General features: G+C 62.8%; 14 protein-coding genes. 6 read left to right on the top strand and 8 right to left on the bottom strand.

The window, feature by feature from the left end:
• Positions 1-5: 5 nt before the first annotated feature.
• The 5 genes from treY to glmS all read right to left on the bottom strand — a co-directional run bounded on the left by treY (position 6) and on the right by glmS (position 8517).
• On the bottom strand, positions 6-2318 hold the full coding sequence (treY, locus tag QRM57_RS10320; RefSeq protein ID WP_284986495.1) for a malto-oligosyltrehalose synthase: 2313 nt from the start codon (positions 2316-2318) through the stop codon (positions 6-8).
• Positions 2315-4621 (bottom strand): glycogen debranching protein GlgX, encoded by a 2307-nt coding sequence (gene glgX, locus QRM57_RS10315; protein WP_284986494.1) that lies wholly within the window; start codon positions 4619-4621, stop codon positions 2315-2317. Before glgX ends, treY begins: the two co-directional genes overlap by 4 nt.
• A 68-nt stretch (positions 4622-4689) precedes the next feature.
• Positions 4690-6267, bottom strand: coding sequence for an NAD(P)H-hydrate epimerase (locus tag QRM57_RS10310; RefSeq protein ID WP_284986493.1), 1578 nt, complete (start codon positions 6265-6267; stop codon positions 4690-4692).
• Positions 6268-6284: 17 nt separating this feature from the next.
• Positions 6285-6632 (bottom strand): holo-ACP synthase, encoded by a 348-nt coding sequence (locus QRM57_RS10305; RefSeq protein WP_284986492.1) that lies wholly within the window; start codon positions 6630-6632, stop codon positions 6285-6287.
• Positions 6633-6636: 4 nt separating this feature from the next.
• A complete protein-coding gene (gene glmS / locus QRM57_RS10300) occupies positions 6637-8517 on the bottom strand; it encodes a glutamine--fructose-6-phosphate transaminase (isomerizing) (RefSeq protein ID WP_235517101.1) in 1881 nt (626 codons plus the stop codon).
• A gap of 139 nt (positions 8518-8656) precedes the next feature.
• On the opposite strand from glmS, the gene coaA reads away from it, so the two are divergent.
• Positions 8657-9628 carry a type I pantothenate kinase gene (gene coaA, locus QRM57_RS10295; RefSeq protein WP_211711187.1) on the top strand — a complete coding sequence of 324 codons (972 nt, stop codon included), beginning with the start codon at positions 8657-8659 and terminating at the stop codon, positions 9626-9628.
• Positions 9629-9692: 64 nt separating this feature from the next.
• Positions 9693-10475, top strand: coding sequence for a M15 family metallopeptidase (locus QRM57_RS10290; RefSeq protein WP_284986609.1), 783 nt, complete (start codon positions 9693-9695; stop codon positions 10473-10475).
• Positions 10476-10540: 65 nt separating this feature from the next.
• Here the strand turns inward: QRM57_RS10290 and glmM are convergent, their stop codons facing one another.
• From glmM to rplM, 3 genes are all read right to left on the bottom strand, one after another.
• On the bottom strand, positions 10541-11905 hold the full coding sequence (gene glmM, locus QRM57_RS10285) for a phosphoglucosamine mutase (RefSeq protein WP_257371251.1): 1365 nt from the start codon (positions 11903-11905) through the stop codon (positions 10541-10543).
• 149 nt (positions 11906-12054) lie between these two features.
• A complete protein-coding gene (gene rpsI, locus QRM57_RS10280) occupies positions 12055-12564 on the bottom strand; it encodes a 30S ribosomal protein S9 (protein ID WP_024817562.1) in 510 nt (169 codons plus the stop codon).
• 38 nt (positions 12565-12602) lie between these two features.
• Positions 12603-13046 (bottom strand): 50S ribosomal protein L13, encoded by a 444-nt coding sequence (rplM, locus tag QRM57_RS10275; RefSeq protein WP_024817563.1) that lies wholly within the window; start codon positions 13044-13046, stop codon positions 12603-12605.
• A 273-nt stretch (positions 13047-13319) separates the two neighbouring features.
• Between rplM and QRM57_RS10270 the strand changes: the two genes are divergently transcribed.
• The 4 genes from QRM57_RS10270 (at position 13320) to QRM57_RS10255 (ending at position 16027) form a co-directional block, all read left to right on the top strand.
• Entirely contained in the window at positions 13320-13979 is a 660-nt protein-coding gene (locus QRM57_RS10270; RefSeq protein ID WP_416404953.1) for a prepilin peptidase, read from the top strand.
• A gap of 323 nt (positions 13980-14302) precedes the next feature.
• A complete protein-coding gene (locus tag QRM57_RS10265) occupies positions 14303-14491 on the top strand; it encodes a Flp family type IVb pilin (protein ID WP_257371255.1) in 189 nt (62 codons plus the stop codon).
• 94 nt (positions 14492-14585) lie between these two features.
• Entirely contained in the window at positions 14586-14993 is a 408-nt protein-coding gene (locus QRM57_RS10260; RefSeq protein ID WP_257371257.1) for a TadE/TadG family type IV pilus assembly protein, read from the top strand.
• Positions 14981-16027: a pilus assembly protein TadG-related protein gene (locus QRM57_RS10255; RefSeq protein ID WP_284986490.1), complete on the top strand. Its 1047-nt coding sequence runs from the start codon at positions 14981-14983 to the stop codon at positions 16025-16027. Before QRM57_RS10260 ends, QRM57_RS10255 begins: the two co-directional genes overlap by 13 nt.

Below are 16027 nucleotides of genomic sequence, written 5' to 3'. Positions count from 1 at the left end.
CGGAATCAGGTGGCAGGCACCAGCAGGGCCACGGGGTAACGCTCAAGCAGCCGTGCAACCGGCACAGCCCCGGCACTGTAGGACGCACCGGTCAGTTGGTCGATGCTGTCCACCGTGAGATCGATAACGGTGTCCCGCCACCCGCCGTCACGTTCGAGCCGCCTGGGCAGCCGGGTGGCTACCGTGAGGGCTCCCCGCTTTTCCGCTCCCCTGTCGAAGGCCACCACATGGCCTGCCGCCGAACCCCGAGCTGCCACCGGCAGGTAGCCTGCGAACAGCTCCGGCCGATCGCGGCGCAGCCTCAGGGCGCGGGAGAGCACCAGCAGCTTGGCCGATTCCTCCGTGAACGCCGGCTTGGCACCGGCGTCCAACTCGGCGAGTGCCGCGATGCGGGCCTTGAAGTCCACGGTCCGCCTGTTGTCCGGGTCGGTCAGCGAACCATCCCGGAATTCCGTGCCCTGATAGACGTCCGGGACGCCGGGCATGGTCAGCTGGATCAGCTTCGCCGACAGCGAGTTCGTCGTCCCGAAGGGTTCAAGCTCGGCAACGAAGTTGTCCAGCGCGGCCGCAACTTCGGGGACATCAAAAGCGGCGTCGACGGCGGCAGCCAGGTGCCGTTCAAACTCGGCGTTCGGGTCGGTCCAGTTGGTCGAGTTTCCTGCTTCCCGCGCCGCTTTCAGGGCGTAGGACTGCAGGCGTCCACGATCAGCCGGCCAGGCTCCGACGATTGACTGCCATATCAACGCCGAGAGGGGGCCGTCCGGTATCGGAGCGAGTTGCTGAACGGTTCCCAGGAACAACTCCCACTCGGGAACAGCCTCCGAAATGGCCGAAATCCGGGCGCGGGCATCCTCGCTCCGTTTGGTGTCGTGCGTGCTCAGCGTGGTCATCGACAACGGCAGGAGCTGTTGACGACGTGCCATCCGCTCGTGGAAAACCCCCGCGGGAATCGAGAACTCGGTAGGGTCGGCTCCCACTTCCGTGAGCGTCCCCAGCCGGGTGTAGCGGAAGAACGCAGTGTCTTCCACGCCCTTGGCCATGACCATCCCGGAGGTCTGCTGGAAACGCCGGGCCAGCGGGCCGGATTCATCAAGGAGCAGTGGCTCCAAGCGACGCAGTACGGTGTCAAGGTCCGGACGATGCCGTGCTGCTTCTTCTATGGACTGGCTCAGGACCTTGGCACCGTAGGGCAGGTAAGTCCTGTAGATCGGGAAGCAGCAAATAACCTCAGCGAGGGCATCCGCGACTTTCCCATGGGGAAGTTCCAGGGATTCAGGAACCAAACGCGCCAGCCGCAGTATCTCGGAGCGCAGGATCCCATCGGCAATGCGTCGCTTCGTCCCACGGATCATGGCGTGGTAATCAGCGGGCGCATCCGAACCGCGGAGGCGGGCGTCGAGGGAGTTCAGGTACTCCTCGGCTGAGGGGTCCACGAACAAGCGGTCCACATCGGCAAGTGCGTCATAGCCGGTGGTGCCTTCACAATCGAAGGTCTCCGGAAGCTGTTCGCCCGGTTCAAGGATTTTTTCCACCAGCAGGTATGCCCCGCCGGTAGCCTCCCGCAGCCTGGCCAGGTAGCCTTCCGGGTCGGCCAAGCCATCGGGGTGGTCAATCCTCAGCCCGTCAACCAGGCCGTCACGGAACCAGCGGACAATTTCCTGGTGCGCTTCATCGAAAACCCAAGGGACTTCGACCCGCACGCCAGCCAACGTGTTGACTGCGAAGAATCGCCGGTAGTTCAGCTCGGCATCGGCACGCCGCCAACCGACCAGCTCGTAGTGCTGCCGGGCATGCACATCTTTCGGGCTGTCACCTTCGGCGTAAGTTCCCTCTGCCAGCGGAAAGGCATGATCGTAGTAACGCAGTTCACCGTCGACGACCTTGAGTTCGTCGAGGTCGTCATCGCTGCCCAGGACCGGAACGCGGATCTTGCCGCCGCCAAAGTCCCAGTCGACGTCGAAGGCTTCGGCGTACTTGGAACCCTGGCCTTCTTTCAGGAGCTGCCACCACCAGGAATTCTGCTTGGGTGAAGCTACGCCCATGTGGTTTGGCACGATGTCAGCCAGGATGCCAAGGCCCTGTTCCCGGGCTGACCGGGCCAGGGCTTCGAGCCCCTCAGGGCCGCCGCGGGAGGCATCCACGGTTGACGGATCGGTGACATCGTAGCCGTGATCAGAGCCTTGTTCGGCCGTCAGGATCGGTGACACGTAGACCCAGTCGACTCCCAAGGAGCGCAGATAGCCGGTTAGCCCGGCAGCGTCCTGGAGGGTGAAGCCCGGACGGATCTGCAGCCGATACGTCGAGATGGGAGTTTTCACGCCTGGTTCTCCTTTGAAGCCGGCTCAGCTGCAGCGTCGCCGTCCTGGCCGCTCTCCTGCGTGGCGGTCCCCTCCCCCTTGTAGTCGAAGGGCAGGGACGTTACGGCGGGAGAAGTGAGCGATGCCGTTTCCGGGGTGCTCGTCTGGGTCAGGGCAGCCAGGGAAGCAGCCACGGAATGATCGGGCTCAACCTCGGGCGTGCTGTGGGCGCGGAGGACCACCAGAGACTTGCCGCTGACCTTCAGGTGCTGCTCGGGCTTGATGACGCCGGCTTCGGCGCCCTCTCCAGCGGTGTCGATCATGACGTCCCACGCGGGCGCGTACTCGTCCGAGGGGATCTGGAAGTCCACATCTTCCTGGTCGGCGTTGAAGTAGAGCAGGAAGTTGACGTCAGTGATGCGCCGGCCCTGGGTGTCGCGGCCGTTGATACCGTCTCCGTTGAGGAACACGCCCACGGAGCGGCCGAAGGCTTCGTCCCAGTCGGACGGGCTCATGGTGCTGCCGTCAGCATCCAGCCATACGATATCCGGGAGCCGCTCACCTTCGCCACGGAGGACCGGGCGTCCGTCGAAGAAGCGGCTGCGTCGCAGGCTGGGGTGCTTGGCGCGCAGGGCGCTCACCGCCGCCGTGAATTCGATCAGCGGCTGGTCCACGTTGTCCCAGTTGATCCATGTGAGCTCGGAGTCCTGGCAGTACCCGTTGTTGTTGCCGTTCTGTGTCCGCCCAAGCTCATCGCCGTGGAGCAGCATCGGTACACCCTGTGAGAGGAACAGGGATGCAATGAAGTTGCGTTGCTGGCGTGCCCGCAGCGCAAGCACTGTGGGATCTTCGGTCGGCCCTTCCTCGCCGCAGTTCCATGAGCGGTTGTGGGATTCGCCGTCGTTGTTGTCCTCGCCGTTGGCCTCGTTGTGCTTCTCGTTATAGGACACCAGGTCCATCAACGTGAAGCCATCGTGTGCCGTAACGAAGTTGATCGAGGCGTAGGGCCGGCGTCCGGAGTGCTCGTAAAGGTCTGCCGAACCGGTCAGGCGGGACGCGAATTCACCCAAGGTGGAGGGCTCACCGCGCCAGAAATCGCGGACGGTATCGCGGTACTTGCCGTTCCATTCGGTCCACTGAGGCGGGAAGTTACCCACCTGGTAGCCGCCGGGGCCGACATCCCACGGCTCGGCAATGAGCTTCACCTGGGAAACAACCGGGTCCTGCTGGATGAGTTCGAAGAACGTGGAGAGCTTGTCCACATCGTAGAACTCACGAGCAAGGGTGGACGCGAGGTCGAAGCGGAAGCCATCAACGTGCATTTCGGTGACCCAGTAGCGGAGTGAGTCCATCAACAACTGGAGGGAGTGCGGGCTGCGAACGTTGAGCGAGTTTCCGGTGCCCGTGTAGTCCATGTAGTACTTTTGGTCGTCCTCCACCAGCCGGTAGTACGCGGAGTTGTCGATGCCCTTGAAGGAGAGGGTGGGTCCCAAGTGGTTACCTTCGGCCGTGTGGTTGTACACGACGTCAAGAATCACTTCGATGCCTGCGCTGTGCAGTGCGCGGACCATGGCTTTGAAGTCCTGGACCTGCTGCCCGGTATCGCCCTTGGAGCTGTAGCTGTTGTGGGGCGCGAAGAACCCGATGGTGTTGTAGCCCCAGTAGTTACTCAGGCCTTTGTCCTGCAGGATGCCGTCATTGACGAACTGGTGCACGGGCATGAGCTCGATCGCTGTGATACCGAGCTTCTGCAGGTGTGAAATCACGGCAGGGTGGGCAACGCCCGCGTACGTGCCGCGCTGCTCTTCGGGCACCTCCGGATGGGTCTGCGTCAGGCCCTTGACGTGTGCCTCATAAATGACCGACTTGTGGTACGGGATCCGCGGGAGCTTGTCGCCGTCCCAGTCGAAGAACGGGTTGATCACCACACCGAGCATCATGTGCGCGGCGGAGTCCTCGTCATTCCGGGACTCCGGGTCACCCATGTTGTAGGAAAACAATGAGGGGTCCCAATCGATCTGCCGGTGGACAGCCTTGGCATAGGGATCCAGGAGCAACTTGTTGGGGTTGAACCGTTGACCGGCGTCGGGGTCGTAGGGCCCGTGCACGCGGTAGCCGTACTTCTGCCCGGGTTGAACCTGCGGCAGGTAACAGTGCCATACATAACCATCAACCTCGGTGACATCTACGCGGACTTCCCCGCCGTCGTCGTCGAAGAGGCACAACTCCACTTTTTCGGCCTTCTCGCTAAACAGCGCGAAGTTGGTGCCGGTGCCGTCAAAGGTGGCACCCAGCGGATAAGCCGATCCGGGCCAGACTTCCATGCGTTCTCCTCTTGATGATGCGAACAACTGTTGCAAGACTACAGAGAACCCCGACAACGACAGTAACCTTAGGGTCTTGTGTGGTCGTATTCCGCGCTGAGCGAACCAATGACGGCTGGAACGGCCTTCATGATTGCTGAGGCTGTAATGGGTCCACCGTCAAAAATGGCAGATGCGTTGGCTCCTGCCCTGCCATGGACGCTCGCCGCAACGGCTGCCACAGCAGCCCAACGGTCCGCTTGCTCCAAGCCCAAGACGGCATAGGCGCCGTCGTCGTCCCTGACCTCTTCGGCGGACTGCGCCACCAGGGCACCCAAAACGCCGGCCAAGACATCACCGCTCCCGGCGGTTGCCATCCACGCCGTGCCCTCCGATTGACTGAAGACAACGCCCGACGGCGAGGCCACCAGTGTGGTGGCACCCTTCAGCAGCACCGTGGCGCCGGTCAGTTCGGCGGCCAGCCGTACGAAATGCAGTGGGCGTGCTTCCACGTCGTCGCGGGTCACTGCGATCTCACCCATGGCCGGAAGTGAATCGAGCAGGGAGGCCAGCTCCCCCGCGTGCGGTGTCAGGATCCAGTGTGGCGGACAACGGTCCGGCAGGACGCCCAGCGCTCCGGCATCAACCACCACGGGCAATCCGGCTTCCATGGCTTTCTTCGCCGCTTCCCCGGCGCGCCGCAGTTGTTCATCCCCATCCACCCCTGGCCCCAGCACCCAGGCCTGGACGCGACCAGGATCGCCGGACTCCCACAAGGCCTCAGGGGTCAGGGCCAGCACAGCCTTCGCTGCGGCTTCTGGGCCCAAATACCGCACCATCCCCACTCCGGCAAGTGCTGCAGCGTGGACACTCAGGACGGCGGCACCGGCGAACCGCGCAGAACCTGCCACCACCCCAAGGACACCCCGTGAGTACTTGTGCGCGCGGCGATCCGGTGTCGGAAGCAGGGGTCCGAGGTCGCCGGCAGTGAGGCGTCGCAGCTCCGGGCTCACGGAACCAAGCCCGGATTCGATACCGATTGGCACCAGTTCAACCCGACCCGCACAGCCCTCCCCCGGGTCAGTCATCAGGCCGGCCTTGATGCCGCCGAAAGTGACCGTCACGTCCGCATCCAGCACGGGCCAGTGGACTTCCCCTGTGCCGGCGTCCAGTCCGCTGGGAAGGTCGCAGGCTACTACCAGGGAGGGGCGCAGTTCCTGCAAGGCGGCAACCAGCTCGGCTGCAGCCCCACGCAAACCTCCACGGGCCCCCGTACCAAGCAGGGCATCGATGATTGCATCGTCGCCGGCGCACATGACGGCGAGTTCTTCGGCGTTCCCGGGCTCCAGGCGCAGGGTCCGACCACCGGCGGCGGTAAATGCAGCCAGTGCCCCGGGATGGACTTCCGGGGCGGCGAGGACCGCCGTCGTGCGCATTCCGCGACGGGCAAGGAAGGCTGCGGCGAAAAGACCGTCTCCACCGTTGTTTCCCTTGCCTGCAAGGACCGTGACGCTGGCGCCGCTCAGCTTGCGTTTCCTTTTGACCTGCCGGACTACCTCTTGCGCCAGCCCGTAGGCTGCCCGCTGCATAAGAACAGCGCCCTCACCGGAGTCCAGGAGCGGTTTTTCCGCATCCCTGATCTGTTGTCCGGTGAAGGCGCTGATCATTGCTTTGTTACGTCCGTTCAGCCTTCGGCGAGGACAGTCGCCGTAGCGATGCCGCCGTCGTGGCTGATGGACAAGTGCCAGCGCTTGACGCCTTTGGCCTCAGCCACGGCAAGTACCGTGCCCTTGACCTGAACGGTAGGCCCGTTTTCGTCCAGCCCGATCCAGCAGTCCTGCCAGTTCATTCCCGCAGGCGCGCCGAGCACTTTGGCCACGGCTTCCTTGGCCGCGAACCGGGCAGCCAAAGAGCGGGTGTTGAGCTCGCGTTCCGCGGGAACAAACAACCGGTCCCGGAGGCCGGGGGTCCGCTCCAGCTGCTTGCCGAACCGTTCGATGTCTACGACGTCTACGCCAATGCCAACAATCATGCCGTTATTCTACGGTCACGCTCTTGGCGAGGTTACGCGGCTGGTCGACGTCGTAACCCTTGGCACCGGCAAGTTCAGCGGCAAAGATCTGCAGCGGAACCGTGGTGAGCAGCGGCATCAAGAGGGTGGGCGTCTCAGGAACGTAGAACACCTGCTCTGCGTAGTCCTTGACCGACTCGTCGCCTTCCTCGGCAATCACCAGGGTGCGGGCGCCACGTGCGCGGACTTCCTGGATGTTGCTGACGACCTTGGAGTGCAGGGAGTCTCGGCCACGCGGGGACGGCACCACGACGAAGACCGGCTGGCCGTCGTCGATCAGGGCGATCGGGCCGTGCTTGAGCTCGCCGGCTGCGAAGCCCTCTGCGTGGATGTACGCAATTTCCTTGAGCTTCAAGGCACCTTCGAGGGCTACCGGGTAGCCGACGTGGCGGCCCAGGAACAAGACGGACTTTTCGTCCTTCATGCTGCGGGCGAGCTCGCGGAGGGGGCCTGCGTTGTCCAGGATGTGCTGGATCTTGGCCGGGATCTTGGACAGGTCCGCGAGGACGTCCTTGATCTGGCCGGAGAAGATGTTGCCGCGCAGCTGGGCCAGGTACAGGCCCAACAGGTAAGCGGCAGTGATCTGCGCCAGGAACGCCTTGGTGGACGCGACGGCGATCTCCGGGCCTGCGTGCGTGTAGAGCACGGCGTCGGATTCACGCGGGATGGTGGAACCGTTGGTGTTGCAGATGGAGATGGTCTTTGCGCCCTGTTCGCGGGCGTAGCGGACGGCCATCAGCGTATCCATGGTTTCGCCGGACTGGCTGATGGAGACCACCAGCGTGTTGGAATCGACGATCGGGTCGCGGTAACGGAACTCGTGTGCGAGCTCCACTTCCGTGGGGATGCGGCACCAGTTCTCGATCGCGTACTTGGCAACCAGGCCGGCGTAGGCCGCGGTGCCGCAAGCGAGGACGATGATCTTGTTGACCTGCTTAAGCAGCTCCGGGTCGATGCGGAGCTCATCCAGGGTCAGCTTGCCGTCAAGGTCCGAACGTCCCAGGAGGGTCTGCGCTACGGCGTCAGGCTGGTCGTGGATTTCCTTCTCCATGAAGGAGTTGAACCCACCCTTTTCTGCCGATGCCGGGTCCCAGTCAACGTGGTATTCCTTGCCTTCGGCCGGCGCGCCGAAGAAGTCGGTAATCTCCACCGAATCAGCCGAGATGGTGACGATCTGGTCCTGGCCCAGTTCCACGGCACGGCGGGTGTAGTCGATGAAGCCGGAAACGTCGGAGCCGAGGAAGTTCTCCCCCTCGCCCAGGCCTACGACCAGCGGGGAGTTGCGGCGGGCGGCCACGACGACGTCGGGCTGGTCCGCGTGGACGGCCAGGAGGGTGAAGGCACCCTCAAGGCGCTGGCAGGCGAGGCGCATGGCCTCGGTGAGGCTGCCGCCGTCGTTGAGTTGGGTACGGAAGATGTCGCCGATGAGCGCAGCCGCTACTTCGGTGTCGGTTTCCGATTCGAAGGTGACGCCCTTGCCGAGGAGCTCCTGCTTGAGCTCGGCGAAGTTTTCAATGATGCCGTTGTGAATCACGGCCAAGCGGCCGCCGTCGGAGAGGTGCGGGTGCGCGTTACGGTCGGTTGGTCCGCCGTGCGTCGCCCAGCGGGTGTGACCGATGCCGGTCAGGGACTCCGGGATGGGGTTTGCTTCGAGCTCGCCAATCAGGTTGCTCAGTTTTCCGGACTTCTTACGGGACGAGATGGTGCCGTCAGCCACCACTGCGACGCCGGCGGAGTCATAGCCGCGGTACTCAAGACGACGCAGCCCCTCCACAACGACGTCCAGGGCGCTGTGACCAGCTGCCTTACGGGACGAATTGCCAACATAGCCTACGATTCCACACATGGGCTCAAGCTTAGCGGCTCATGCAAACAACTGATGTGGGACGTCCCAGCTCTTAGGCTATATGACGAGAGCCAAGTCACTCGCAATTCACCCTACCGTCGTCGCGCATTTCCTGATCCGCCCCGCGGAGGGCAGAATCATGAGCGTGACTTTGCAACGCACCGAAGCTAATGGCGACGGCGCTTCCCCGTTTGTTGAGCTGGACCGCCAGACCTGGTCCAGGCTTGCAGCACAGATGGAGCAGCCCCTCAACGAAGAGGACATATTCCGTCTCCGGGGCCTCGGCGACCCCCTCGACATGAAGGAAGTCCGGGAGGTTTACCTCCCCCTTTCGCGGCTCCTCCACCTGTACGTGCAGGCCTCCCACCAACTCCACGCCGCCACCACCACGTTCCTGGGCGAGCAGACACAGCGCACCCCCTTCGTCATCGGCGTCGCAGGTTCCGTTGCCGTAGGCAAGTCGACCATCGCCCGCGTGCTCCGGGAAATGCTCAGGCGCTGGCCCGGTACGCCCAATGTGGAACTCATCACCACTGACGGCTTCCTCTACCCCCTGGCTGAGCTAAAACGGCGCCACCTGCTCGAACGCAAGGGTTTCCCCGAGTCCTACGACCGCCGCGGGCTCCTCCGCTTCGTTTCGGAGGTCAAGGGAGGTGCGGAGGAAGTCCGCGCGCCCTGGTACTCGCACGTCACGTACGACATCGTGCCCGGTAAGGAAGTCGTGGTCCGGCGTCCCGATGTCCTGATCGTCGAAGGCCTGAACGTCCTTGCACCGGCGCGCCCCCGCATGGACGGCAAACAGGGATTGGCCGTCAGCGATTTCTTCGACTTCTCCATCTATGTGGACGCCAAAACCTCATACATCGAGGAATGGTACGTGGACCGTTTCCGCAAGCTCCGCAGTACGGCTTTCGCGCAGCCCGAATCCTATTTCCACCGTTACGCCACGCTCTCCGACGACGACGCCGAATCGACGGCCCGCGGCATCTGGAAGCGAATCAACGAGCCGAACCTTGAGGAGAACGTGCTGCCTACCCGTGGAAGGGCCCAACTGGTGCTCACCAAGGATGCAGACCACTCAATCCGCCGTATGCTCCTCCGGAAAGTCTAAGCCGTTGGCTACCCCACAACCAAGCCGCAGGGCCTTCACAGGCCTGCTAACGGCCGGCGCCGGGATGCTCGCACTGTCAGCCTGCACGCCGGATAACGCTACACCCCCCACCGCCGTGGCCGATGCCTCCACTGGATCTCCGAGCCCCACCGTGACGGCCACGTCCGCGTCGCCTGCCGTCGCCCCCACCGACGTCGCGGCAACTCCGCTACCCAGCGCCACGCCGTCGAGCGCTGCCGCCCCACGCTTCTCCCTCACCGACCCCACCAGCCCCTGGGTGGTGGTGAACAAGCACCGGCCGCTGAACCCGCAGAACTTCGTTCCCGCGGATCTCGTGCAACCCAACATCCGGCTCGCCGTCAGCGGCGAAGCGTCATTGGTCAACAGCACGACGGCGGCTGCCGCAGAGAAGATGTTCGGCGCCGCAGCCGCGGAGGGCGTCATCATGACGTTGGCATCGGGATACCGCTCCTATACCACCCAGGTAGCCACCTACAACGGCTATGTCGCCAGCACGGGGCAAGCAGCCGCCGACCGCGCATCCGCCCGCCCCGGACACTCCGAACACCAAACAGGCTGGGCCTTCGACATCGGCGACGGTGGGGGCGCCTGCAGCTTCCAGCCGTGTTTCGCTGAACAGCCCGCCGCCGTGTGGGCCAAAGCCAACGCAAGCAAATTCGGCTTCGTGGTCAGGTACCCGTGGATGTTCCACGAAACCACCGGCTACTTCTACGAGTCCTGGCACCTGCGTTACGTCGGCGTGGAAGCGGCAACGGATATGGCGGCACGCGGTATCGCCACCTTGGAGGAGTACTTCGGGCTCGAAGCGGCGCCGGACTACCTCTGAGCGTTTGTGTTTTAAAGAAGAATGGCCCGCTCCCCGATGAATCAGGGAGCGGGCCATTTCGTTTCTTAGACAGCCAATTCGCTGGAAGCGCCCAATCGTTCGCGGACAACAGCTGCAAGACCCGTACAGATCCGCTCAGCAGTTTCCATGTCGGCGGCCTCCACCATAACGCGCACCAGGGCTTCGGTACCGGACGGGCGAAGCAGCACGCGGCCGGTTTCACCCAATGCGAGTTCCGCAGCGGCAACCGCAGCAGCAACGCCTTCATCGGTACCTGCACGGGCCTTGTCCACGCCCTTGACGTTGATCATGAGCTGCGGGAGCTTGGTCATCGCGGTGGCCAGTTCCTTGAGGCTGCGGCCGGTCAGTGCCACCTGCGCTGCAAGCTGGAGGCCGGTCAGGACACCGTCGCCCGTAGTTGCGTAATCGGAGAAGATCACGTGACCGGACTGCTCGCCACCGAGGTTGTAGCCGCCGTCGCGCATTCCTTCAAGCACGTAGCGGTCGCCCACTGCCGTTTCGAGGATGGTGATTCCGGCTTCGCGGAGGGCGATTTTGAGGCCAAGGTTGCTCATGACTGTGGCTACCAGGACGTTGTCCTTGAGCTTCCCTGAGTCCTTGAGGGCAAGGGCCAGGATCGCCATGATCTGGTCACCGTCCACCTCGTTGCCTTCGTGGTCCACTGCCAGGCAGCGGTCGGCGTCGCCGTCGTGCGCAATGCCGAGGTCAGCTCCGTGCTTTACAACAGCTTCCTTCAGCGGGCCCAGGTGAGTGGAACCGACGCCCTCGTTGATGTTCAGGCCGTCCGGCTCAGCACCAATCACCACAACATCAGCACCAGCGTCCTTGAACACCTGCGGTGAGCACCCGCTGGCTGCACCGTGGGCGCAGTCGAGAACGACCTTCAAGCCGTCAAGGCGCTTGGGCAGGGTTCCAAGGAGGTGGACGATGTAACGGTCTTCGGCGTCGGAGAACCGCTGGATGCGTCCGACGTCGGCACCCACCGGGCGCTGCGGCTCTTGGCCCAGCTGTGCCTCGATGGCGTCCTCGACGTCGTCGGGGAGCTTCTGGCCGCCACGGGCGAAGAACTTGATCCCGTTGTCGGGCGCGGGATTGTGGGAGGCCGAGAGCATCACCCCAAAGTCAGCGTCCAGGTCTGCAACCAGGTAAGCGGCGGCGGGGGTCGGCAGGACACCGGCGTCGTAGACGTCGATGCCGGAGCTGGAAAGCCCTGCTTCGACGGCCGCGGCGAGGAACTCACCGCTCGCCCTGGGGTCCCTGGCGACGACGGCGCGGGGCCGCTTGCCGTTGGTTGCGCGGTCATGGCCGAGTACGACGGCGGCGGCCTGGGCAAGCTGCATAGCCAGCTCAGCGGTAAGCAATCCGTTCGCGAGACCGCGCACGCCATCTGTTCCAAATAATCTAGACATCGGCTCAAGTTTAGACGACGACGGGACACCATCAGTTCAGGGACGCATCGGAGAGTCACACTGGAACCCCAATCCAGGCGCCTGCGGGCCGCCTTAAACGGCGAAAGCCCGCCCCGCCACAGTGGCGGAACGGGCTTTCGTGCAGCGAATTAACGCTTGGAGTACTGCTGAGCCTTACGTGCCTTCTTGAGACCAGCCTTCTTGCGCTCGATGACGCGGGCGTCACGGCTCAAGTAACCGGCCTTCTTGAGGGTTGCGCGGTTGTTGTCGACGTCGATCTCGTTCAGCGAGCGAGCAACACCGAGACGCAGCGCACCGGCCTGGCCGGAGATGCCACCACCGTGGATACGGGCGATGACGTCGTAGGCGCCTTCGAGATCAAGGATCTTGAAGGGCTCGTTGACGTCCTGCTGGTGCAGCTTGTTCGGGAAGTAGTTGTCCAGCGTGCGGCCGTTGATGGTCCACTTGCCGGAGCCCGGTACGACGCGAACGCGTGCAACGGCTTCCTTGCGGCGGCCAACAGCTGCGCCGGCAACGGTCAGTGCCGGGCGCTCCTTCTTGGGAGCATCTTCAGCAGCGTTGCTGCTTTCAGAGGTGTAGCTGGTGAGGGTTTCCTCGGCCTCGACGGCTTCGGCGGTCAGTTCTTCGTTCTGAGCCACGGTTCTCCTTGTAATGAAAAGTTGGTTGGTGGCCAGGACTACTGGGCGACCTGGGTGATTTCGAAAGTCTTCGGCTGCTGTGCAGCGTGGGGGTGCTCAGCGCCACGGTAGACCTTGAGCTTGCCCAGCTGCTGAGCTGCGAGGGAGTTCTTGGGGAGCATGCCCTTGATGGCCTTCTCAACAGCGCGAACCGGGTTGGATTCCAACAGTTCGGCGTAGTTGACGGAGGTCAGGCCGCCCGGGTAACCGGAGTGGCGGTATGCGCGCTTCTGCTCCAGCTTGGCGCCGGTGAGGGCGACCTTTTCAGCGTTGATGATGATGACGAAGTCGCCCATGTCCATGTGGGACGCAAAGGTCGGCTTGTGCTTTCCGCGCAGCAGTGTTGCGGTCTGGCTGGCAAGACGACCAAGGACAACGTCGGTGGCGTCAATGACGTGCCACTGGCGGTTGATATCGCCGGGCTTCGGGGTGTACGTACGCACGGTTTTGCCTCGTTCTTGTTCTGGCGTTCATGTTTTAGGCGACACGCAATAAGGCGTGTACCTACTATGTATGCGCTACCGGAGCAGAGGTGAGGGCTCTATGTACCAGTCATCCCAGGATCTCGAAATGCCTCAGGAGTTAGCGACCCTGCAACTGGATCCCCCATAAGGCATGTGTCATCGAGATAGGACACGCACAACGACTCTAAACAATACCTTCAACGGGGCGCCCGGGTCAAAATGGGGTTACCGCACATGGGGGTACCTGTGTTAATGAGGGGGAAACACGTGACCGATGGACTTGCCTTGCCGCTCCTGCTGGCCCTGCCCGGCCTGCTGTTGAGCCCGCTGGCCGAGTCCCTCATCCACGCCTGGCTGCCGCGGCTTGGCGGACTCCCCTCCCCCAGGGTCCGGATCACGACGGCGGCCGTCACCGCCTTGCTGTTTGGCTTGCTCGCGTGGCGGTTCGGCTTTTCTGCCGAATTGCCGGCTTTCCTTTTTCTGGCGCTTTGTGGGGTGCAACTTTCCCGCATTGATTTCACGCTGCATTTGCTGCCGAATCCGCTGGTTCTGCTCCTGCTTGGTGGTGGCGTGGGTCTTCTCGCGACCGCCGCAACGCTGGCTCCTGCGTGGAGCGAGCTGCTCCGTGCCCTGGCCGGTGGGGCCATCTTGTTCGCCGGCTACCTGATTCTGGGACTTTTTTCGCCCGGGAGCATCGGAATGGGCGACGTAAAGCTCGCAGCTCCCCTTGGCCTGTACTTGGGTTACTTGGGTTGGGCGCAGGTACTCTACGGCGGACTGCTGGGATTCGTGGTGGGCGGGTTGCTCACGGTGCTGATGTTACGCCTGCGACGCGGGGAAAAACCGAGGGAGACAGCTCACGGGCCAGCCATGGTCATCGCCGCCCTGGCCGTTGCCGTGGTCATGGTTTAGCCCTGCCTGAGTACGCACTAACCAAGGCTGACTACTCCTTCGCAATTAATAAGGCCACTGTCAAAACCAAGTAATTTGGGCCCCTCGCACCCCCAAAACTGAGTACTTCCCAGCTCGGGCGCGCCCAGCCAAGTAGAGCCCCTACCAGGAAATCGAGTACGGCTACGCATTGTCGCGACGGCCACCCAGGGTGAATTCTTATGTCATCGAATTCCGAACCGCTAAAGGAAACATGGGGGTAGTTCGGAACTCGAAGCAAATTCCGATAATTTGCTGGACCTATAACCCATTTTGCGTTCAATTTTTCTGGGAAGGATTTTCCAATGTCTACTTTTATGTTCACCATCACTTCGTACATCGCCGGCGTCAAGGACCGCTTCACCAAGGAGGAGAAGGGAGCCACGATGGTTGAATACGGCATCATGGTCGCCGCCATCGCCGTCGTGGTCGGCGCCGCAGCGTTCGCGCTGGGTGGCCGGGTTTCGGCCCTGTTCGCCGGCCTCATCCCGTAGCGAGTCAGGCGGCGGTCGGTCGTGAGACTGCAAAGTCATCACGACCGGCCGACGCCATTTAAGGCATCGTTCTTTCTGGCTCTGGGAGAAAACAATGAAAGCGAGAACCACGGAAAAAGGAGCAGTTGCCGTTGAAATGGCAATTGTCCTGCCCCTACTGCTGCTGATCCTTCTTGGCATCATGGAGTTTGGCCGCGCTTACAACGTCCAGGTGTCCCTCACCGAAGCGGCTCGTGAGGGTGCCCGGTATGCGGCGGTTCATTACAAAGAGGGCAGCCTCAATGTCACCGGCACGGCGCTGGCTGCGGCCCCGGGGCTCAACGGCCTGGGTGTGACTGTCACCAACAACGCCGCAAGCTGCGCACCCGGTTCAAACGTCACGGTGACCACCCGTGTTTCGCTTCGTTCGATGTCCGGTTTCCTGGACTCGGGCTTCTTTGGAGCTCCGGGCATCTTCCCGATCACTATGACAGGAGTGGGGGTCATGCGATGCGGCGGATAACGTGTTCGCCGGCAGATGCCCTTACAGCCGGCAAAGCCCAATGCGAGGACAAGGCGCGGGGTGCCGTCTCTGTGCTGGTTGCACTGATGATGGTGGTCCTTCTCGGTTTTGCTGCCCTTGCAGTGGATGTTGGTGCCGTCTATGCCGAGAAGGCCCAGCTCCAAAATGGGGCCGACGCAGCTGCCTTGGCTATCGCTACTGACTGTGCGGAAGGCACATGCGGAAGCAGCGCCGCCACCGGGAGCCAGTTCGCCAACAGCAACGCGAACGACAACTCCAGCGGTGCCGTGGTCACATTCCCGGCCGCTACCAGAGTCCGCGTGGTAACCAATGCCAGGGATGCGCGAACCGGTGCCAACAGTTTCTCGCTAATGTTTGCACGGGTGCTGGGCTTCCAAACTGCCCAGGTAGGTGCCACGGCCGAAGCCACATGGGGTTCGCCAACAAGCGCCACAACGCTCCCCTGGACCGCCAGCGAGTGCGTCTTCAAAAAGTACCTCTCACCCGCACAACTGGCATCCCTGAATTCGACTGGAAACTTCTCGGGTGACCCTATCCCGACACATGTGACCCTTCGGTACGACACGAATGCACCGGCCGTAGGGGGCTGCGTTGCACAGAACGGCTATCAGCCAGGAGGCTTTGGCTGGTTGGAGACCAACTCCGGGTGTTCGACTGACATCAGCATCAGCGCCGTCGTGATCGGTCAACCGGGAAACCACTTCCCGAATGGAAGTACCTGCAATTCCGTCCTGGCGCACATCATGGACGCGCCCGCGCTGATACCGCTCTTCAAAACGGCTGCTCAAAACGGCAGCAAGACCAAATACACGTTAGTTGGTTTCGCCGCATTCCAGGTCACAGGCTACAAATTCGACGGCGGCCAAAAGCTGGACCCGGCGGCGCCCAGCTGCACCAACAATTGTCGAGCCATCCAAGGCTACTTCTCCCGTTTCGTATCTCTCGACGAGGGTTCTCAAGCAACGGGTGGCATTCCGAACTACGGAGCATCTGTTGTGACACTCACCAAGTAG

It is taken from the genome of Arthrobacter sp. fls2-241-R2A-172, assembly GCF_030208885.1.
In the GTDB taxonomy this organism is placed as follows: Bacteria; Actinomycetota; Actinomycetes; order Actinomycetales; family Micrococcaceae; genus Arthrobacter.
Note: the sequence above shows the minus strand (reverse complement) of the source record. Positions and strands in the feature narration are given on the sequence as shown.